At 73.1% G+C, this 19,140-nt stretch carries 21 protein-coding genes; 8 read left to right on the forward strand and 13 right to left on the reverse strand.

The window, feature by feature from the left end:
* Window positions 1-2: 2 nt before the first annotated feature.
* The 3 genes from rplT to infC all read right to left on the reverse strand — a co-directional run bounded on the left by rplT (window position 3) and on the right by infC (window position 1,420).
* On the reverse strand, window positions 3-380 hold the full coding sequence (rplT, locus tag QP090_RS34290) for a 50S ribosomal protein L20 (protein WP_285943875.1): 378 nt from the start codon (window positions 378-380) through the stop codon (window positions 3-5).
* Window positions 381-450: 70 nt separating this feature from the next.
* The gene (gene rpmI, locus QP090_RS34295; RefSeq protein WP_285943877.1) at window positions 451-645 is read right to left on the reverse strand and encodes a 50S ribosomal protein L35; all 195 of its coding nucleotides are present in this window, start codon (window positions 643-645) and stop codon (window positions 451-453) included.
* Between the two features lie 190 nt (window positions 646-835).
* On the reverse strand, window positions 836-1,420 hold the full coding sequence (gene infC, locus QP090_RS34300; RefSeq protein ID WP_285944062.1) for a translation initiation factor IF-3: 585 nt from the start codon (window positions 1,418-1,420) through the stop codon (window positions 836-838).
* 418 nt (window positions 1,421-1,838) lie between these two features.
* Here infC and QP090_RS34305 point away from each other — a divergent pair, with 418 nt between their 5' ends.
* Window positions 1,839-2,402 (forward strand): NUDIX domain-containing protein, encoded by a 564-nt coding sequence (locus QP090_RS34305; RefSeq protein ID WP_285943878.1) that lies wholly within the window; start codon window positions 1,839-1,841, stop codon window positions 2,400-2,402.
* A 7-nt stretch (window positions 2,403-2,409) separates the two neighbouring features.
* Window positions 2,410-3,360: a carbohydrate kinase family protein gene (locus QP090_RS34310; RefSeq protein ID WP_285943879.1), complete on the forward strand. Its 951-nt coding sequence runs from the start codon at window positions 2,410-2,412 to the stop codon at window positions 3,358-3,360.
* On the opposite strand, the gene QP090_RS34315 is transcribed toward QP090_RS34310, so the two are convergent.
* On the reverse strand, window positions 3,336-4,085 hold the full coding sequence (locus QP090_RS34315) for an HIT family protein (RefSeq protein WP_285943881.1): 750 nt from the start codon (window positions 4,083-4,085) through the stop codon (window positions 3,336-3,338). The genes QP090_RS34310 and QP090_RS34315 overlap by 25 nt on opposite strands.
* Before the next feature lie 122 nt (window positions 4,086-4,207).
* Here QP090_RS34315 and QP090_RS34320 point away from each other — a divergent pair, with 122 nt between their 5' ends.
* On the forward strand, window positions 4,208-5,563 hold the full coding sequence (locus QP090_RS34320) for a prenyltransferase/squalene oxidase repeat-containing protein (protein ID WP_285943882.1): 1,356 nt from the start codon (window positions 4,208-4,210) through the stop codon (window positions 5,561-5,563).
* 78 nt (window positions 5,564-5,641) lie between these two features.
* Here the strand turns inward: QP090_RS34320 and QP090_RS34325 are convergent, their stop codons facing one another.
* The 7 genes from QP090_RS34325 to QP090_RS34355 all read right to left on the reverse strand — a co-directional run bounded on the left by QP090_RS34325 (window position 5,642) and on the right by QP090_RS34355 (window position 13,185).
* Complete coding sequence (locus QP090_RS34325; protein ID WP_285943884.1) at window positions 5,642-6,463, reverse strand: shikimate dehydrogenase; 822 nt, start codon at window positions 6,461-6,463, stop codon at window positions 5,642-5,644.
* Window positions 6,463-7,533 (reverse strand): endolytic transglycosylase MltG, encoded by a 1,071-nt coding sequence (gene mltG, locus QP090_RS34330; protein WP_285943885.1) that lies wholly within the window; start codon window positions 7,531-7,533, stop codon window positions 6,463-6,465. Before mltG ends, QP090_RS34325 begins: the two co-directional genes overlap by 1 nt.
* 83 nt (window positions 7,534-7,616) lie before the next feature.
* A complete protein-coding gene (gene ruvX / locus QP090_RS34335) occupies window positions 7,617-8,075 on the reverse strand; it encodes a Holliday junction resolvase RuvX (protein WP_285943887.1) in 459 nt (152 codons plus the stop codon).
* A gap of 91 nt (window positions 8,076-8,166) precedes the next feature.
* On the reverse strand, window positions 8,167-10,836 hold the full coding sequence (gene alaS / locus QP090_RS34340) for an alanine--tRNA ligase (RefSeq protein WP_285943888.1): 2,670 nt from the start codon (window positions 10,834-10,836) through the stop codon (window positions 8,167-8,169).
* Window positions 10,837-10,838: 2 nt separating this feature from the next.
* Window positions 10,839-11,159 carry a DUF6167 family protein gene (locus QP090_RS34345; RefSeq protein WP_285943889.1) on the reverse strand — a complete coding sequence of 107 codons (321 nt, stop codon included), beginning with the start codon at window positions 11,157-11,159 and terminating at the stop codon, window positions 10,839-10,841.
* Between the two features lie 100 nt (window positions 11,160-11,259).
* Complete coding sequence (locus tag QP090_RS34350; protein WP_285943890.1) at window positions 11,260-11,679, reverse strand: DUF948 domain-containing protein; 420 nt, start codon at window positions 11,677-11,679, stop codon at window positions 11,260-11,262.
* A 216-nt stretch (window positions 11,680-11,895) separates the two neighbouring features.
* Window positions 11,896-13,185 (reverse strand): replication-associated recombination protein A, encoded by a 1,290-nt coding sequence (locus tag QP090_RS34355; RefSeq protein WP_285944063.1) that lies wholly within the window; start codon window positions 13,183-13,185, stop codon window positions 11,896-11,898.
* Between the two features lie 291 nt (window positions 13,186-13,476).
* On the opposite strand from QP090_RS34355, the gene QP090_RS34360 reads away from it, so the two are divergent.
* From QP090_RS34360 to QP090_RS34375, 4 genes are all read left to right on the forward strand, one after another.
* Window positions 13,477-13,929 (forward strand): hypothetical protein, encoded by a 453-nt coding sequence (locus QP090_RS34360; protein ID WP_285943891.1) that lies wholly within the window; start codon window positions 13,477-13,479, stop codon window positions 13,927-13,929.
* 102 nt (window positions 13,930-14,031) lie between these two features.
* Window positions 14,032-14,637, forward strand: a complete 606-nt coding sequence (locus QP090_RS34365) for a thioredoxin-like domain-containing protein (RefSeq protein WP_285943893.1) — start codon at window positions 14,032-14,034, stop codon at window positions 14,635-14,637.
* Complete coding sequence (locus QP090_RS34370) at window positions 14,634-15,359, forward strand: DUF305 domain-containing protein (RefSeq protein ID WP_285943894.1); 726 nt, start codon at window positions 14,634-14,636, stop codon at window positions 15,357-15,359. The genes QP090_RS34365 and QP090_RS34370 overlap by 4 nt, the downstream gene beginning before the upstream one ends.
* Before the next feature lie 46 nt (window positions 15,360-15,405).
* Entirely contained in the window at window positions 15,406-15,969 is a 564-nt protein-coding gene (locus tag QP090_RS34375; RefSeq protein WP_285943895.1) for a TIGR03086 family metal-binding protein, read from the forward strand.
* A 43-nt stretch (window positions 15,970-16,012) separates the two neighbouring features.
* On the opposite strand, the gene QP090_RS34380 is transcribed toward QP090_RS34375, so the two are convergent.
* Window positions 16,013-17,248, reverse strand: coding sequence for a DUF349 domain-containing protein (locus tag QP090_RS34380; protein ID WP_285943897.1), 1,236 nt, complete (start codon window positions 17,246-17,248; stop codon window positions 16,013-16,015).
* A 73-nt stretch (window positions 17,249-17,321) separates the two neighbouring features.
* The gene (locus QP090_RS34385; protein WP_285943898.1) at window positions 17,322-18,122 is read right to left on the reverse strand and encodes a peptidylprolyl isomerase; all 801 of its coding nucleotides are present in this window, start codon (window positions 18,120-18,122) and stop codon (window positions 17,322-17,324) included.
* A gap of 289 nt (window positions 18,123-18,411) precedes the next feature.
* Here QP090_RS34385 and QP090_RS34390 point away from each other — a divergent pair, with 289 nt between their 5' ends.
* Window positions 18,412-19,140: an MBL fold metallo-hydrolase gene (locus QP090_RS34390; RefSeq protein WP_285943899.1), complete on the forward strand. Its 729-nt coding sequence runs from the start codon at window positions 18,412-18,414 to the stop codon at window positions 19,138-19,140.

The raw sequence follows: 19,140 nt of genomic DNA on the forward strand, positions 1-19,140 counted from the left end.
GTTCAGGCCGCCTCGCTGCCCTCGGCGGGCAGCGCGTTCTTGGCCACCGTCACCAGGGCGGTGAACGCGGCGGCGTCGTTGACGGCCAGTTCGGCGAGCATGCGGCGGTCGACCTCGATCTCGGCCGCCTTCAGGCCCTGGATGAACCGGTTGTAGGTGATGCCGTTGGCGCGGGCCGCAGCGTTGATCCGCTGGATCCACAGGCGGCGGAACTGGCCCTTGCGGTCCTTGCGGTCCCGGAAGGCGTAGGTCATGGAGTGGAGCTGCTGCTCCTTGGCCTTGCGGTACAGGCGCGACCGCTGGCCGCGGTAGCCGCTCGACCGCTCCAGGACGACCCGACGCTTCTTGGCGGCGTTGACCGCCCGCTTCACGCGTGCCACGTTTCGAACTCCTTCGTGGGGGCCGGGGCCGTGCTGACCTCGGCCGGTCGTACGGGTTTCTGGTCGTGGGCTACTTGCGCAGCAGCTTCTTGATGTTCTTGGCGTCGGCGTCGGCCACCACGGCCGGGCCGTCCAGGCGGCGGGTCCGCTTGGTCGGCTTGTGCTCGAGCAGGTGGTTGCGGTTGGCGCGGCGGCGCATCACCTTGCCGGTGCCGGTCAGCTTGAAGCGCTTCTTGGCACCGCTGTGGGTCTTGGTCTTCGGCATGGCGCCGTCGTCTCCCTCACTCCCGGCCCCCGCGCACTGGCACGGGGGCGCGCCTGATCGGGCGCATCCCACGGAACTCCGTGTGACGCGCCTGGTCAGGCTTCAATGTACGTGCGTCACGACCTCGCGAGAACGCGAGACCACGTGGGGACCGCCGCTGGGCGGCCCCGGTACGACCCGGCCGGGGCCGTCAGACGGAGTCGGCCTCCGCCTCATGGTCACGGGTGGCCCGCTCGGCCTTGGCCTCGGCCTTGGCCTCGGCCTTCTTCTTGTGCGGACCGAGCACCATGATCATGTTTCGGCCGTCCTGCTTGGCCCGCGACTCGACGAAGCCGAGGTCCTCGACGTCGTCGGCCAGCCGCTGCAACAGCCGGAAACCGAGCTCGGGACGGGACTGCTCACGACCGCGGAACATGATCGTGACCTTCACCTTGTCCCCCGCCTTGAGGAACCGCACCACGTGACCCTTCTTGGTCGCGTAGTCGTGCGGGTCGATCTTCGGGCGGAGCTTGATCTCCTTGATGACCGTGTGCGCCTGGTTCTTCCGCGCCTCACGCGCCTTCATCGCGGACTCGTACTTGAACTTGCCGTAGTCCATGAGCTTGGCGACGGGCGGGCGCGCGGTGGGCGCCACCTCGACCAGGTCGAGGTCCGACTCACGCGCGAGTTCAAGGGCCTTGGCGATGGGCACGATGCCCACCTGTTCGCCGTTCGGGCCGACGAGCCGGACCTCGGGCACGCGAATGCGGTCGTTGATACGCGGTTCGGCGCTGATGGGACCTCCTTGGGGCCGTTACTCAAGTTCCAGGACCGGTCGTACCCCAGGGCCTTCACGCAAAAAGCCCCGCACGACTCGCATGCGGGGCCACCTTCGGTCTTCCCGCCGACAGTGCCGACGGGAACTACGGCGTCGCGGGCGTGTACCGCCCGTTCGCCGGACCGAAACCCACCGGCTTGACGGCCGGTCAGGTGGGAGATGGCCTCCGCTTGAGCGCCCGGTACGGTCGATCACGATGTCGTCATCGTCCGCACAGGGCCGGTCGAGTTCCAAGGCTATCACTTGCCAGGCCCTGTCGCGCCGCCCCTCCGGGGCACCGATCCACCACTTCACAACCACGGGGGACGGGCGTCCATTCCCCAGGCCCAGGACGGCGCCCTTCTGGGCCCTGGCGGAATTCGTGTGGCTTGTTACCGTGGAGCGACGACGGCCCACCGGGGTCGGCTCCACGGAGGGGTTCTCCGCGATGCCCTCGGTCAACACAGCCACGGCCGGCCCGTCCGGCGCCGCCCGGATGATCAGGCTGGAGTTCGCGCAGAAGGCGTTCATCCTCGACGCGGACCGGCTGCTGCTGGTCCGCAAGGCGGCGTCCGATCCGTTCCACCCGGGGCGGTGGGAGGTGCCGGGCGGGCGGCTGGAGGTCGCCGCCGACCTCGACCTCGACGACCACATCCGGCGCGAGGTGTGGGAAGAGGTCGGCATCAAGGTCGACCCGGGCCCGCCGTTCCACCTGTGGCAGTGGTTCATGCCCGATCTCGGTCCCCCCGCAGGGGAGCGGGGCGGGCAGGTGCGGGTGGTCGCCGCGGCGCGGCACTGCCGGCCCGCGAGCCTGGACGTGAGCCTGGAGCACCAGACCGACGGCGACCATCTCGCCGACTGCGCCTGGGTGCCGCTGGGCGATCTCGGCGGGTTCGAGCTGATCCCGAGCCTGCGCCCGGTGATGCGCGTGTTCCTCCGGCTGCATCCGCCGGCGGGCTGAGGCGATCATGGACATCGCGGCGGCGTCCGCGCGCCCCCCGGTCCAGTGGCCCGGCCTGGACGGCGTCGCCGAGCGGCGCTTCACGATGGTCGTCGTGGGCGACGTGCGGATCGAGGTCAGGGCGGAGCTGCCCGCCGTCCGCTTCGCGGAGCTGACCGCCGACCGGCTCGCCTACGCGCCCGCGCGGGCGATCGTGGCGGGCACCGCGGTCAACCTGGCGCGGCGGGCGGCCGGCTACTTCGGCCACGTCGCCGTCCTGGGCCGGGTCGGGGACGACGATTTCACCCCGGTGATCCGGCGGGAGCTGAGGCGGCTGGGCGTCCGCGACCTGCTCCGCGTCGAGCACGGCGCCGCTAACGGGGTGGCGGTGATGCTCCGTGACCGCGCGGCCGGCGGCGAACCGGGCGTCCGGCTGCTCATCGCGGAGGAGGACGCCCCCGACCGGCGGCTGTCGGCGTCCGACGTGCGGCACGTCTCCGCCGCGATCGGGCACGCGGACGTGCTGTGCGTCGACGGGTACGCCCTGCTGTCCCCCGTCTCCCGGGCGGCCCTGCGGGAGGCGGCGGCGATCGCCCGCCAGGCCGGCGCGCAGGTGGTCTTCGACGTGGTCCCGCACGACATCGACGCGCGGCTGCCGGTCGCGGAGGTCCTGCCGATGCTCTCGCTGGCCGACGTCGTCATCTCCGAGGCGCCCACACTGGCCAGGCTGCTCGGCCAGGTACCTCCGGTAGGGGCGGACGCTGTACGGGAACTGCTCCCCTCACTGGATCGGCTCGTTCCGGGACGTCCGCTGTGGCTGCTGCGCTTCGGTGAGAGCTCGCTGGAGTGTGCACTGGCCCACCAGCGGGACGGGCTGCTCCTGGAATACCCGACCGGATACGGCGACGGGGTGGAACGCGCTGGGTTCGGTGACCGGCTCGCTGTGGCCGAGCTCTACTGGTGGCTGTCGGTCCGCTGATCCTCCCTGAGGGCCGAGCGGAGCGCATCCAGCGTTCGCTGGAAGGACCGCTTGCTCTCGGGTAGTCCGAACGTCTCTTGCCAGCGCCAAGCCCTAACGGAACCGTCCTTGTGCGCCACTGAGCCGTCTAGGAGCGCGGTCGCCGCCGCCCAGCGAAGAAACTGGCTCGGCACACCCTCTCCCGGGTGGAGCGTGACCGTCTCGCCCTCCTCCAGCAGAAGGTACGAGCGGCCCTCCCGGACCCGGTCGCGTACGGAGTCGTGGTCAGCGGGGACACCGTGCGGCCCGCTGCGTTCCACCACGGCCCGTACACCCGGGCTGCCCGGCAGGAAGTGCCAGTGCGCGTGGTCGATGCACGCCCCGCCGCCCTGGGGGCTCGCCGGACCGTGCTCGAACATCACCAGCTCGCCGGTCCCGTACGCCTCGCGGTAGATGCGGGCGATCCGGCCGCGCCACACGCAGGCGCGCGCCCACATCCGGCCGCCGAACGTCCCGGCGCTCGGGTGGTGCGCCTCTGTGACCAGCAGCAGGTGCCCGTCCGCCAAGGGGGCCAGGTCGGGCATGAGGAAGAAGTCGGCGTCCGCCGCGAGGACGGCCGCACCGCCCGGCAGGCCCGCCATGTCGTTGAACCGGAACCGCAGCGGCGGGCACAGCACGCAGTCCGCGGCGGGGCCGTCCCGTTCGGATGGCTCGGTCAACGCGTCCTCCAGCACCACGGGCCGCACGAGCGCTCATCACCCAGCGTGCCCGCTCCCCGGCCCCGATGCTCCGGGCGGGCGGGCACAGCCCCGGAACCCGCAGGGTACAAAGCCTGGCCGAACGGGAACAAAGGACATAGAGGCACACTGTGAACCCACCGCTCCCCCGGCCCCCGGCCCCCGCACCTCGCAACGCACCCGCCCGCCGCCCCGCACCAGGGCCGCCCCCCGCGATCGACCTCGCCGTGCTCGACCGCCGGCTGAACGAGTCGCTCGACGCCCTGCGCGACGCCTACTCGCCCGCCCCCGACGCCGGCGGCGGCTGGTACCACGAGCTGACCAGGCCGGAGCCGGGGGCGACCGCCACCGCGATCGGGCTGCTGGCCTTCGTCGAGACCGCCCGGCCGTTCGAGCACTTCGACGAGGGCCTGGCGTTCCTGGCGTCCCGCCAGGCCGCCTCCGCCGACCCGCTCGGGGACGGCGGCTGGGCCACCCGGACCAGCCTCGGCCTGCCGGTCGTGGAGGCCACCGCCTGGATCGCCCGCTTCCTCGCCCGCGCCCGCTGCGACCTGCGCGAGGACGCCCCCGATCTCAGGCGGGCCTACCGGTGGCTGCTGCGCAACCAGAACCCCGACGGCGGCTGGGGGTCCCTGCTCGGCTGCCCGTCCCGGGTCTGGCTGACCTGCCTGGCGCTGCGCGCCCTCACCCAGCTCAACCCCTACGACGAGGCCGTGGAGCGGGGCGTGGAGTGGCTGACGGCGGGCCGGACCGCGAGCCGTCCCGCGTGGGGTCCCACCCCGACGTCCGGGCCGACCGTCACGCACACCGCGTTCGCGCTGGTCACGCTGGCCGAGGCGCGTCCCGCGCTGTGCACCGAGCGGCTGCTGGACGCCTACGACTGGCTGCTGGCGAACCTGGACCCTGAGGACGACCACACCTGGATCGAGACCTACGACGTCTCCCCGCACGGCACGGCGTCCAGCCCCGTCTGGCGACTGGCCCTCTGGCACTACGGGCTGCCCCTGGCCCTGTCGGCGCTGCTGCGGGACCCGCGCGGCCCGCACGGGCCGACGGTCGCCCGCGCGTTCCGGACGCTGGCCCGCGCCGAGATCACCGCCCCGCGCCGCACCGGCTACCCCGGCAGCGGGCGCACCTCGCTCTGGAAGCTGTGGTGGCGGCTGGAGATCCTGATCGACCTCACCCGCGTCCCGCTGGCCGGCACCGGCGACGTCCTGCACTGGCTACCGGACGCGACGGTGGTGCAGCGCGCGCACGCGCGGGACCGGCCGCTGGCCGCGCTGCTCCCCCACCGCCGGCGCCTCGAACCGGTACGGCTGGTGCGGCGGCACTGGTCGGCGGTGCTGCTCACCCTGATCGGCGCGGGCAGCCTCACGGGAGTCGCTTCCGGGACGTGGGGCTGGCGCGACTTCTGGCTGAGCGTGATCCTGCCGATGATGCTCGCGGCGGCGGACGAGTCGTTGAAGCGGCGCCGCACCCCGCGCTGACGTCGCGTCGAGCGCGGGGCGGGGACGGGAGCCGGGAACGGGAGGCGGGGGCGCGAGGCGGGAACGGGAGGCGGGGCGTCAGGCCCGCCGGGCGAGTTCCGCTTCCCCGGCGGCGCGCATCGCCTCGACCGGGACGTCCTCGCGTCCGGTCATCAGCGTCACCTGCCGCACCGCCTGGTGCAGCAGCATCTCGAAGCCGCCGACGACCGTGCCGCCCGCGCCGCCGACCGCCGCGGCGAGCGCCGTCGGCCACGGCGCGTACACCACGTCGAACAGCGCGGCGCCCGACGCGGCGACCGGCTCGGCGAACGCGTCGCCCGACCGTCCCGGCAGGGTGGAGACCACCAAGCCGGCGGGAAGCAGCTCGGGCAGCCGGTCGAGGGCGGCGACCCGCACCGTCAGCCCGAACCGCTCGCCCACCTCCGCCGCCCCGGCCGCCCGCTCCGGGCTGCGCGCGGCCAGCACCGCCTCGTCCAGCCCGAGGCCCGCCAGCGCGGCCAGCACCGACGCCGCGGTCGCGCCGCCGCCGAGCACCACCGCGCGGCCCGGATCGCCGAGCCCCGCGCCGGTCAGCGCGGTCACGACGCCGTGCACGTCGGTGTTGTCGCCGAACCGGCGCCCGTCCCGCAGCACGATCGTGTTGGCCCCGCCGACCTTCACCGCCAGCTCCGACACCTCGTCGACCAGCTTCAGCGCGGTCCGTTTGAGCGGCATCGTCAGCGACAGCCCCGCCCACGCCGGGCCGAGCCCGTCGAGCAGGCCCGCCAGGCCGTCCTCACCGCACTCGATCGCCTCGTAGGACCAGTCGTCCAGGCCCATCGCCGCGTACGCCGCCCGGTGCAGCACCGGCGACAGCGAGTGCCCGATCGGCGAGCCGAGGACCGCCGCCCTGTGTCCCATCAGTTCCCCGGATTCTGCTGCTGCCACCTGTTGAACTGCTTCTTCAGCCTCAGGAACTCCTGGTAGTCCGCGGTGAACTCGGTCCGCTTGTTCGTCGGGTCGACCGCGATGAAGTACAGCCACGTCCCGTTCTTCGGCGACGCCGCGGCCTCGATCGAATCCGCCCCGGGACTGGAGATCGGCCCGGGGGGCAGGCCCTTGTGCAGATAGGTGTTGTAGGGCGAGGGGTACTGGGTGTCGTGGTTCCGTACGTTCAGCGTGCGCTTCTTCAGCGCGTAAAGGACCGAGGAGTCGAACTGTAGGGGGATGCCCTGTTCCATCCGGTTGCGGATCACCCTGGAGATCTTGGCCAGGTCTCCCGGCTTGCCGCCCTCGGACTGGATCAGGCTGGCCATGGTGATCAGCTCCGCCGGCCGCATGTTCCCCTGCTTCGCCTTGCCCTCCAGGTCGATCTTCTCGGCCTCCTGGTTGAACCGGTCGACCATCTGCTTGAGGATCTCCCGCGCGCTCCCGTTCGGGTTCAGGTCGTACCGCCCCGGGAACAGGTACCCCTCCAGGCCCTTGGCGTACGCCGGCAGCCCCAGCCCCTGCGGCTTGGCCTCCGCCGCCTGGAAGTTCCTCAGCGGAATACCGGTCTTCTTCGACAGCTTGTCGAAGATCTCGCTCGTCCGGAGGCCCTCGAAGATCGTGATCTGGTTGTCCGCCCGCGACTTGGTGTCCAGCAGCAGCGCCATCGCCGACGACGACGACATCTTCAGCCGCATCCGGTAGAAGCCCGGCTGGATGCTGCCGGCCTTGGTCTCCTTGCCGTACACCTTGATGAAGGCCCGGCTGCTCTTGACCACGTCGTGCTGCTCCAGCGCGGCGGCGATGACGTACCCGCCGTCGCCGTCCTTGATCTGCACCGTGACGTTCCCGCCGCCCCCACCGGAGTAGTCCGGCGGATGCATCCGGCTGTCGAGCCACGCGACCCCGAGCACGCCGCCGGTGCCGAAGATCGCCACGATGAAGGCCATCGCGAACAGCGCCGCGGCCCGCCCGTTCCGGCGCCGCCGCTGCCTCTTCCGCACCCGGCGCCGGTCACGCCGGACGGGCCGTTCGCCCCGCGAACGGCCACCGCCACCGGACGGATCTGAGAAAAGGTCCAAATCGCTCATGCGCTTCCCCGGACGATCTCGCCTGGGGGGCGTCCAGTCAAACGTTCCCCGTCCAGGGCCGCCTGAAGCAGCACCGCCGCCGCCGCCTGGTCGACGACCTTGCGCCGGGCCTGCCCGTGCACACCGCCCGCGCGCAGGCCGCTCTCGGCCGTGACGGTGGTGAGCCGCTCGTCGTACAGCCGGACGGTCCCGGTGGCGAGCCGGCCCGCCAGCATGCCCGCGAACCTGCGTGCCGACGCCGCCGCCGGGCCCTCACGCCCCGACAGCGACGTCGGCAGCCCGACTACGACCTCGACCGCCTCATGCTCCGAGACCAGCTCGGCCAGCCGGTCGAGGTCGCCCTTCCCACTCCGCACCGTCTCGAGCGGGGAGGCGAGGATCCCACCGGGATCGCTCCGCGCCACGCCGATGCGCACGCTCCCCACGTCCACCCCGAGCCGAACGCCCTGTCTCATGGCTTCGCTCCGCTCAGCGACTCGAGGCGCCGTGTCCGCAATTCCGGGCGCCATGCTGGGTCTTTCGCGGGCCCCATGGTCCGCACGTCGGTCACACGGCCCCTACGGCTCGTTCCACGGCGGCCAGGGCGTCGCCCAGCGCACCGGCGTTGGCGCCGCCGCCCTGGGCCAGGTCGTCCTTGCCGCCACCGCCGCCGCCCAGCGCCTTGGCGGCCAGGCCGACCAGCGCGCCGGCCTTGAGGCCGCGCTCGCGGGCGCCCTCGGTGACGGCGACGACCACGACCGGACGGTCCTTGGGCACGCCGACGACCATCACGACGGCGGGACGCGCGGCCAGCCGGCCGCGGACGTCCACGGCGAGCTTGCGCAGGTCGTCGGCGCCGGTGCCGGCGGGGGCCTGGTGGCCCACGTAGGCGACCCCGCCGATGTCCCGGGCGCCGTCCGCCAGCGAGCCGGCGATCGCCAGGACCTGCTGGGAACGGAGCTTGTCGAGCTCCTTCTCGGCGTCGCGGAGCCGGGTGACCACCCCGGAGATCCGCTCGGGGAGCTCGTCCTTGCGGGTCTTCATCTGCTCGGCGAGCTGTGCGACCAGCACGCTCTCGCGGGCCAGGAAGCGGAAGGCGTCGATGCCGACCAGGGCCTCGACACGGCGGACGCCGGCGCCGATGGACGCCTCGCCGAGCACCTTGATCAGGCCGAGCTGCCCGGAGCGGGCCACGTGGGTGCCGCCGCACAGCTCGCGGGAGTAGTCGCCGACCTCGACGACCCGCACCCGGTCGCCGTACTTCTCGCCGAACAGGGCGAGCGCGCCCATCGAGCGGGCCTCGTCGATGGAGGTGTGGAACGCGCGCACGTCCATGTCGTTGATCAGGACGTCGTTGACCTCGTCCTCCACGTCGCGCAGCACGCTGACCGGCACGGCGCCCGAGGCGGTGAAGTCGAACCGGAACCGGCCGGGCGAGTTCTCCGAGCCGGCCTGCGCGGCGGACTCGCCGAGGGCGCGGCGGAACCCGGCGTGCACCATGTGGGTCGCGGTGTGCGAGCGGGAGATCGCCCGGCGCCGCGACACGTCGATCTCGGCGTAGGCGGTGTCGCCGGTCTGCGCCTCGCCGCTGCGGACCCGGCCGCGGTGCACGACCAGGCCGGCGAGCGGGGTCTGCACATCGTCGATCTCGACGACGGCGCCGTTGCCGAGCCGGATGACGCCGTGGTCGGCGAGCTGGCCGCCGCCCTCGGCGTAGAACGGGGTACGGTCCAGGACGACCTCGACCTCGGCGCCCTCGCCGGCGGCGCGCACGTTGCCGCCGTTGACCAGCAGCCCGACCAGGCGGGCCTCGCCGATCACGTTGTCGTAGCCGATGAAGTCGACGCTGCCGCCCGAGCGGGTGAGCAGGTCGTCCAGGACCGACACGTCGAGGTTGCCGGTCTTCTTGTCGCGTGCGTCCTTCTTGGCGCGGTCGCGCTGCTCGGCCATGAGCCGGCGGAAGCCGGCCTCGTCGACCTGGAGGCCCTGCTCGGAGGCCATCTCCAGGGTCAGCTCGATCGGGAAGCCGTAGGTGTCGTGCAGCTTGAACGCCTGCTCGCCGGCGAGCGCGGGGCTGCCGGACCGCCGGGTCTCGGCCACCGCGGTGTCGAAGATCGTGGTGCCGGTGCGCAGCGTCTGGAGGAAGGAGTCCTCCTCGGCGTCGATCACCGTGTGGATGCCGGCGGCGGTGCGGACCAGCTCGGGGTACTGCTCTCCCATGGCCGCGACCGCGACGGCGGTGAGCTCGTGCATGAGCCCGGCGGAGTCGCCGCCGAGCAGCCGCAGGTTGCGGATGGAGCGGCGCAGGATGCGGCGCAGCACGTAACCGCGGCCCTCGTTGCCGGGACGGATGCCGTCGGCGACCATCATCGTGCCGCTGCGCACGTGGTCGGCGATGACCCGCAGCGACACGTCGGCGCGGTGGTCGCGGCCGTACCCGGCGCCGGTCAGCTCGGCCGCCCGGTCGAGGACCTTCCAGAGCGTGTCGGTCTCGTAGATGTTGTCGACCCCCTGGAGGATCGCCGCCATCCGCTCCAGGCCCATGCCGGTGTCGATGTTCTTGGACGGCAGGTCGCCGAGGATCGGGAAGTCGTCCTTGCCGCTGCCGGGTCCGCGCTCGAACTGCATAAAGACCAGGTTCCACACCTCGAGGTAGCGGTCCTCGTCGGCGACGGGGCCGCCCTCGCGGCCGTACTCGGGGCCCCGGTCGTAGTAGATCTCCGAGCAGGGTCCGCACGGGCCGGGCACGCCCATCGACCAGAAGTTGTCCTCCATGCCGCGGCGCTGGATCCGGTCCAGCGGGACCCCGACCTTGTCGTGCCAGATGCCGCGGGCCTCGTCGTCATCCTGGAAGACGGTGACCCACAGCTTCTCCTCGGGGAAACCGAAGCCGCCCTCGCCCTCCGGCCGGGTCAGCAGGTCCCAGGCGAACGGGATCGCCTGCTCCTTGAAGTAGTCCCCGATGGAGAAGTTCCCCAGCATCTGGAAGAACGTGGCGTGCCGGGTGGTCTTCCCGACCTCCTCGATGTCCGGCGTCCGGACGCACTTCTGGGCGCTGGTCATCCGCTGCGACGGCGGCGTGCGCTGGCCGAGGAAGTACGGCTTGAACGGGACCATGCCGGCGTTGACCAGCAACAGGGTCGGGTCCTCGGCGATCAGGCTGGCCGAGGGCACCACGGCGTGCCCGCGCTCTTCGTAGAACTTGAGGAAGCGGCGCGCCACCTCTGCCGACTCCATGATCAGTGGCCATCCTTGTCGTCGTCGATGATCGTGTAACGCGCTTTGAGGACCCGGCGGCGCCGGGGACCCTCGAGTTCGGGCGGAGCCTGGTCGATCTCGATCGCCTCGCGCAACTCCGCCTCGCGGGCCTGCATCTCGGTGCGCACGTCAGAGGCGAAGTACCGGAGCCGCCGCCCGGCGCCCTGCCCGGCGCCGACCGCGCGGACCGCGACGCCCTCCGGGGACCAGGTGCGCGCGAACCGCTCCACCTTGCGCTTGACCCGGTGGGTCGCGTAGACGCCGGCGCCGGCGCCCACCGAGAGCCAGAACAGCCGTTTCATCGCGCACCGCCCCGTCTCGCGGCGCGGTGCCGCGGGAGCGTGTCCGCGCGGTGCCGGGGGTGTGCGCCCTCGCGGCGCCGCGGGTAGGCGTCGGCGCGGGTCATTTGCGGACCTTGCCGGACGGGCGGGCGGGCAGCTGCGGGCGGTCGCCGCCGTGCTCGCGGCCGGCGCCGTCGCGGTTACCGAGGGCCTTGCGGACCCCGTAGGAGAAGGCCGCGGCCTTGACCAGCGGGCCGCCGACCACGGAGGTCATGACGGTGGTGACCGCCGAGACGTTCTGGGTGACGCCGGCGACCTGCTTGGTGATCACGTCGGTGCGGCCGAGCTGCTCGTTGGCGCGCCGGACGGTGCGGGTCATGTCCTCCATGAGGGGCCCGGCCTGGTCGCCGAACTCGGAGACGACCTTTCCGGCCTCGCGGAGCAGGCGGGCGAGTTTGAGCAGGGTGAAAGCGAGGAAGGACACGAGGACCGCCCAGAACACGGCCACGATGAGGCCGGCCAGCTGTCCACCAGTAAGCATCAGGGCCTCCGTTCGCTGTGTTTCGGCTCAGGGCCGGGCCCGGCCTGACAGACCATACCGTGGGCACCGGTCCCGGCCGTGCGGAGCGGAAGGCCCCGTCCGGCCCGGCCGCGCCGCTGCGGCGGCGGGGGCCCGGCACCCCAGGTTGTCCCGGCAGGCTACCGGGCGGCGGCGCCGGATGGCGGGATCATGGCCCCGGAATGATCATCGGCGCGGTCAGCCGCCCTGCCCCCCGCCGCGGCCCCGGCCACCGCCGGCGGAACCGCGCAGCACCGAGCGGATGCGCGCCAGGACCTCGGTGAAGCGGCCCTCGGCGCCGTGCTTGGTCGGACGGTAATACTCGCGCCCGTGCACCGGGTCGGGCGCGTACTGCTGCGCGACCACCCCGCCCGGATGATCATGGGCGTACTTGTAGCCCTGGCCGTGCCCGACCTTCGCCGCGCCCTTGTAATGCGCGTAGCGCAGGTGCATGGGGACCGATCCGACCAGGCCCTTGCGGACGTCGCCGAGCGCCCCGTCCACCGCCGTGATCACCGCGTTGGACTTGGGCGCCAGGGAGAGGTGGATCACCGCCTGGGCCAGGTTGATGCGGGCCTCGGGCAGGCCGACGAACTCGACCGCCTGCGCCGCGGCGACCGCGGTCTGGAGCGCGGTCGGGTCGGCCATCCCGACGTCCTCGCTCGCGTGCACGATCAGCCGCCGGGCGATGAAGCGGGGGTCCTCGCCCGCCTCGATCATGCGGGCCAGGTAGTGCAGCGCGGCGTCGACGTCGCTGCCGCGGATGCTCTTGACGAACGCGCTGATCACGTCGTAGTGCTGGTCGCCCTCGCGGTCGTAGCGGACCGCGGCCCGGTCGACCGCGCGCTCCAGCACGTCGGCGTCGATCGGCCGCCCGTCCTCGACCACCAGCGCGGCGGCCTCCAGGTAGGTGAGGGTGCGGCGGGCGTCGCCGCCGGCCAGCCGGATCAGGTGGTCCTCGGCGGCCGGGTCGAGCTCGACCGCGCCGTCCAGCCCCCGCTCGTCGGCGAGCGCCCGCCGGACCACCTCGCGCAGCGCGTCGTCGCCGAGCGGCTCGAGCGTGAGCAGCAGCGACCGGGACAGCAGCGGGCTGATCACCGAGAAGAACGGATTCTCGGTGGTGGCGCCGATGAACGACACCCAGCGGTTCTCCACGGCCGGCAGCAGCGCGTCCTGCTGGGCCTTGTTGAAGCGGTGCACCTCGTCGACGAACAGGACGGTCTGCCGGCCGGTCATGCCGAGCTCGCGGCGGGCCAGCTCGATCTCGGCGCGGACCCGCTTGACCCCGTCGCTGACCGCGGAGACCTCGACGAAGCGGCGCTGGGTGGCGTGGCTCACGACGGTGGCGAGGGTGGTCTTGCCGGTGCCGGGCGGACCCCACAGCACCAGCGACATCGGGACGTCCCGGTCGACGAGCTGCCGGATCGGCGTGCCGGGGCCGAGCAGGTGCGCCTGCCCGACCACCTCGTCCAGGCCGCGCGGGCGCATCCGGACGGCGAGCGGCTGCTCCGCCCCGCCGCGTCCGCCGGACGACCCGGCCGCGGGCACGCTCCCGGCGAAGGCGGAGGGGGCGGTCGCCTCCCCCGCCGGATCGTCGAAGAGGCCCTCCGGCTGGCCCGGTTCCACCCTGCTGGTCACTTGCCGAGACTATCCCGCCCCGCGGACATCCCGGGCAGAGCGCCGCCGTCCCGGCGGGCGCGCGGTGCGGCGGCCGTCCCGGGAACCCCGCGCGGGGCTGCGGCGTTGGTATCGCGCGAAGGTGAAAACAGGAGCGTGACGGTGGCCGGTACGGCTTTGCGGCGGCGGCACGGGCAGGCGGGCCTGCTCGTGGCGCTCCTCGTCGTGGCCGGGCTGGTCTTCAGCTACGGGCTGGGCCACGCGCCGCCGATGCGGGTGTGCACCGAGCACTACGTCACCGTGCCGTCCGGCGTCGCCGAGGCGCTGTCGCACCATGGCGACGAGGCGGGCCCGGCGGCGGTCGCCGCTCCGGACGGCGGCCCGGCCGCGATCCGGGGGGCCTGGGCGGCCCCGTCCGACTCACCGCTGTCCGGCCCGCTGTACGCCTGCCTCTCGATGGCCGTCCTGCTCACCCTCATGGTGCTCGCGCTGGCCGCCGCCCCGCGCCGCTCGGGCCTGCGGTTCCCGGCGCGGCGCGGCCGGGCCCCCGCCCCCCGGACGGGCGGAGCACCGCCGCTTCCTTCGCTGAGCTCCCTTCAGGTGCTGCGGCTGTGACGGACGGGCCGTGAGGCCCGCGGATGGCGCCATGCCCACGGCGGCACGGCGGCTCCGCACGTCCCGTCTTCGCGAGTACAGCAGCCTTGAGAGGTTCGTCCCGTGTCCAAGAACGCCCGGAACCGCGCGCAGCGCAACGTCCTGACCCAGCGCCAGGTGCCCTGGGGCGGCATCGCCTTCTTCGCCGTGATCGGCGTGGTGGCGATCGTCGCGATCTCCTACGCCTTCATGCAGAGCAGACCGTCGTCGGCCTCCGGCTCCGGCGGCGCGATCGCCGGGCTGGTCCAGAAGGACGGCCTCAGCCGCGACCACACCTCCGACCCGGTCAAGTACGACACCAGCCCGCCGATGGGCGGCGCCCACGACCCGATGTGGCAGAACTGCGACGCCCACGTCTACGACCGGCAGCTCCGCAACGAGAACGCGGTGCACTCGCTGGAGCACGGCGCCGTATGGATCTCCTACCGGCCCGACCTGCCCGCCGACCAGGTCAAGCTCCTCCAGGACAAGGTCAGCGCGACCGACTACACCCTGATGAGCCCCTACCCGGGGTTGGACGCCCCCCTCGCCCTCACCGCGTGGGGCAAGCAGGTCAAGGTGCAGAACGCCGACGACGGGCGGATCGACGCGTTCCTCCGCGCCTTCGTGAAGGGCCCGCAGACCCAGGAGCCCGGCGCGGCCTGCGACGGGGCCAAGGACACCCCGTGACCTCGGCGAACGAGCCCGCCGAGTCCGCCTCCGCCCCCGCCGCCGCCACTCCGGCGCGGGGGCGGGGGCGGGGGCGGCGGGCGACCGTCGTCCTCGCCGTGGCCGTCGTCCTGATCGCGGCCGTCCTGACCGGCCTGGCGACGCTGCGTTCGGAGCGGCCCGGGACCGACGGGCCCGAGGCCGGGTTCGCGCGCGACATGAGCGCCCACCACGCCCAGGCGGTACGGATGTCGTTCATCGTCCGGGACCGTACCGGGGACGCGGCCGTACGGCTACTGGCCTACGACATCATCAACACCCAGTCGGCACAGATCGGCATGATGACGGCCTGGCTGGACGAGTGGGACCTCCCGAAGAGCGACCCGGCCGGGCCCATGCGCTGGATGTCCGGCCACGGCGGCCACGGCGGGGCGTCCCGGGCGGCACCCCCGACCGTGTCCCCGGCGCTCCAGGCGGGGGCCGGCGCGGCCAGGATGCCGGGGATGGCGACGCGCGAGCAGCTGGGCGAGCTGGAGCACGCCTCGGGCCGTGCCGCCGAGATCCTCTTCCTGCGGCTGATGGTCGCCCACCACCGCGCCGGCGTCGCCATGGCCGAGGCGGTCCTGGACCGCACCGGGCACGCGCGGGTGCGGGCGCTGGCGCGCAGCATGGTGAACGGGCAGCAGGCCGAGATCGATCTGATGAACCGGATGCTGAGGGAGCGCGGGTCGGAGGCCGTCTGAGCCGTTGTGCTTGACAGCGAACGCCGATCGCGGGTCACTGACCACCATGGCTCAGACACTCACCGGCTACCACCGGGCACTGGATCTCTTCGAGGGCGTGGTCGGCGGGGTCGCCCGCGACGGCTGGGAGGCGCCGTCACCGTGCGCGGGATGGACCGCGCGGGACGTCGCCGGGCACGTCACCGGCGGTCAGCGCATGATCCAGGCGCTGGCCGCCGGGGCACCCCCGCCGGACCTGTGGGCCGCCCCCGCCGCGTTCAGCCCCGGGGACGCGCTGATGGCCTGGCGCACCGCCCGCAAGGAGTGCGCCGCGGCGCTCACCCCGGAGGCGCTGGCCCGCCCGATCCCCTTCGCCGGGCTCGGCGAACTGCCGCTGGGCGACTTCTTGGAGGGCTACATCCTGGAGCCGCTGGTGCACGCCTGGGACCTGGCACGGGCCACCGGGCAGCCGGCCCGGCTCGACCCCGACCTGGTGCACCACGCGTTCGCGACCGCCCAGGTGCTCGCCGCCACGCTGCGCGAGACCGGGAGGCTCGGCCCGGCCCGGCCGGCCCCGCGCGGCGCCGACGAGCAGACCAGGCTGCTGAGCTTCCTCGGCCGCGCCGTCTGAGCCGGAGGCCGAGCGGACCCAGGGGCCGCGGGGGGACGGGCGGTCAGGAGAACTCGGCCAGGGTGCGCTCGGCCTCTTCGAGCCAGGCACGGCGGGCCGCCAGCGCCTCCTCGGCGTCCTTGGCGTCCTTGGCGCGGCCGGCGTCGCGGGCCTTGCCGAGCCGCTTCTCCAGCTGCTCGATGGTGGTGCGCAGCTGGGTCACCGTGGCCTCGGCGCGGGCGCGGGCCTCGGGGTTGGTGCGCCGCCACTCCGACTCCTCGGCGGAGCGGATCGTCTCCTCGATCTTGCGGAGCCGCCCCTCCAGCCGGTCGCGCTGGTCGCGCGGCACCATCCCGGCCGCCTCCCAGCGCTCCTGGAGGGTGCGCAGCGCCTGCCGCGCCTGCCGGACGTCGCGGACGGGCAGCAGCCGCTCGGCCTCGGCGAGGATCCGCTCCTTCTCCTCGGCGTTCACCTGGAACTCGGCGTCACGCTCGGCGAAGACCGCGGTGCGGGCGGCGAAGAAGGTGTCCTGGGCGCCCTTGAAGCGGGCCCACAGGTCCTCCTCGGCGTCCCGCCCGGCGCGGCCGGCCGCCTTCCAGCGGCGCATCAGCTCGCGGTAGGCGGCCGCCGTGTCGCCCCAGTCGGTGGAGCCGGTCATCGTCTCGGCCTCGGCGACCAGCCGCTCCTTCTCGCGGCGGGCCTCCTCGCGCTGGTCGTCCAGGGTCGCGAAGTAGACCTTGCGGCGCTTGGTGAAGGCGTTGCGGGCCGAGGACAGCCGCTTCCACAGCGCCGTCTCGGTGGGCCGGTCGATGCGCTCGGCGGCCTTCCACTCCTCGACCAGCAGCCGGAGCCGCTCACCGCCGTTCTTCCAGTGCGTCTCCTCGACCGCGATGCGCTCGGCCTCGGCGACGATGCGCTCCTTGGTCTCGCGCGCCTCGTGCCGGGCGTGCTCGCGCTGCGCCTTGACCTCCTCGCGGCGCCGGCCGACCTGCTCGGTGAGGCCGTCGAGCCGCCGCGCCAGCGCCTCGAGGTCGCCCACGGCGTGCGCGTCGGTCACGGCCTCGCGCAGCCGCTGGACGCTCTGCTGGGCCTGGGCCGGTTGCAGGTCGGTGGTGCGGACCCGCTGCTCCAGGAGGCCGATCTCGGTGGCCAGCGAGTCGTACTTGCGCTTGAAGTAGGCCAGCGCCTCCTCGGGGGCCCCTGCCTGCCAGGACCCCACGACGCGTTCGCCGTCCGACGTCCTGACATAGACGGTGCCGTCCTCGTCAACCCGGCCCCAGGGATCGGTCGCGCTGGACACCCTTGCCTCCTGAATCGCAGGTCCGATCGTGCTCACACTCACCGGACCCTCCACACCTTAGTATCCCGTTCGCCTATTTCCCGGCGATCGTGACGTCCTGGATCGTGACCTTCTTCTTCGGCTCGCCGGTGCCGTCCTGTCCCGCCTTCTCGACGCCGGCCTTGGCGACCTTCTCCAGCTCGTCCAGACCCGAGGTGATCTCGCCGAACACCGTGTAGTCGGGTGACAGCTGCGAATCGCCGTACACCAGGAAGAACTGGCTGCCGTTGGTGTCGGCGCCGGAATTGGCCATGGCGAGCGTGCCCTTGGTGTACTTGGCGCCCTCGGTGTTCTCGTTGGCGAACTGGTAGCCGGGACCGCCGGAGCCGCTGCCCGTGGGGTCGCCGCACTGGAGCATCTTCAGCCCCTCGCTCGCCGACAACCGGTGGCAGTGACTCTTCTTCCAGAAGCCCTTGTCGGCCAGGAAGGCGAAGGAGTTCACCGCGCACGGCGCCTTCTTGGCGTCCAGCTTCAGCCCGATGTCGCCCTGGCTGGTCTTGATCTCGGCCTTGACCGTGCCGGTGCGGGCCGGCTTGACCGGCGGCGTGCCGAGGTCCTTGGGCGCCCCCTCGCTCTGTGCCGGGGTGTAGGCGCACTCCCCGGGCTTGACCTTGGCCTGCGGCGACGCGGTGGGCGCCGCGGCGTCGGCCTTGGACGGGTCGTCCTTGCCGAGCATCACCGCGATCCCGGCGGCGCCGCCGGCGATCACCGCCACCGCCACCACCGCGCCGATGACGCGGATCCGGCGGGCGCGGGCGGCCTCGGCCAGCCGGCGCTGCTCCTGACGCTCGTAGCGCTGCCGCGCGAGCTGCTTCTTGCGGTCCTTCCCCGCCACGTGCCTGCCCCTCCGCTGTGATCAGGTGAACGTGCAGCGCATAGTAGCGGTACCGGCGGCCGGACGCGCCGCCCGTCCGGTGCCCGCTACGCCGCGCCGACACGGCGATCTGCTATCTCGTTCGCGATGGCCACGGCCGCGCCGGTACCCTCGGAGCCACCGCGCGCGCCCGGAGCCCGTCCTCGGGCCGCGGAGCATGAGGAACACGGCTCCGCGGAAACGTTCAGGAAAGACACAGGGACGCCCGCTCACACGGCCCGGCCGAAACGGCCCAAAAGGAAGGACGATCGTGCTCGTCGCAGGGTTCCCAGCTGGATCGTTCGCCGCGAACTGCTATGTCGTGGCGCCCGCCGCGGGCGAGGAGTGCGTGATCGTCGACCCCGGCGAGGACGCCCAGGGCGGCATCGACGATCTCCTGCGCGAGCACCGGCTCAAGCCGGTGGCGGTCCTGCTCACCCACGGCCACATCGACCACGTCTGGTCGGTCGCCCCGGTGTGCGGCGCCAAGGACGTCCCCGCCTACATCCATCCGGACGACCGCGACCTGCTCACCGACCCGGCCAAGGGCCTGTCGCTGAACGCGGGGCAGCAGTTCTTCGGCGGGCTGACGCTGACCGAGCCCGACGACGTCAAGGAGCTGGCCGACGGCGACGCGCTCGAGCTGGCCGGGCTGAGCTTCACCGTGGGCCACGCCCCGGGCCATACGCCCGGGTCGGTGACCTTCCGGACGCCTCCGGCGGGCGACGTCCCCGACGTGGTGTTCACCGGCGACCTGCTGTTCGCCGGGTCGATCGGGCGCACCGACCTGCCGGGCGGCTCGTACGAGGAGATCCTCGCGAGCCTGTCGCGGGTGTGCCTCAGCCTGCCCGACGAGGCCGCCGTGCTGCCCGGCCACGGGCCGCAGACCACCATCGGCCGTGAGCGCGCGACCAATCCGTTCCTTAAGGACCTCCCGCGGGGGGACTCCCCAGGAAACCCGGATCTGGTGCCCTCCGACGGTCCTGACAAGGGATTCTGA

The sequence above is a fragment of the Actinomadura xylanilytica genome (genome assembly GCF_030283145.1).
In the GTDB taxonomy this organism is placed as follows: domain Bacteria; phylum Actinomycetota; class Actinomycetes; order Streptosporangiales; family Streptosporangiaceae; genus Spirillospora; species Spirillospora xylanilytica.

Coding starts and splice junctions, on each gene's coding strand:
- rpmI (WP_285943877.1), bottom strand. CDS start 645: ATGCCGAAGACCAAGACCCACAGCGGTGCCAAGAAGCGCTTCAAGCTG.
- QP090_RS34310 (WP_285943879.1), top strand. CDS start 2,410: ATGGACATCGCGGCGGCGTCCGCGCGCCCCCCGGTCCAGTGGCCCGGC.
- QP090_RS34325 (WP_285943884.1), bottom strand. CDS start 6,463: ATGGGACACAGGGCGGCGGTCCTCGGCTCGCCGATCGGGCACTCGCTG.
- ruvX (WP_285943887.1), bottom strand. CDS start 8,075: ATGAGACAGGGCGTTCGGCTCGGGGTGGACGTGGGGAGCGTGCGCATC.
- alaS (WP_285943888.1), bottom strand. CDS start 10,836: ATGGAGTCGGCAGAGGTGGCGCGCCGCTTCCTCAAGTTCTACGAAGAG.
- QP090_RS34345 (WP_285943889.1), bottom strand. CDS start 11,159: ATGAAACGGCTGTTCTGGCTCTCGGTGGGCGCCGGCGCCGGCGTCTAC.
- QP090_RS34350 (WP_285943890.1), bottom strand. CDS start 11,679: ATGCTTACTGGTGGACAGCTGGCCGGCCTCATCGTGGCCGTGTTCTGG.
- QP090_RS34355 (WP_285944063.1), bottom strand. CDS start 13,185: ATGCGCCCGCGCGGCCTGGACGAGGTGGTCGGGCAGGCGCACCTGCTC.
- QP090_RS34375 (WP_285943895.1), top strand. CDS start 15,406: ATGGCTCAGACACTCACCGGCTACCACCGGGCACTGGATCTCTTCGAG.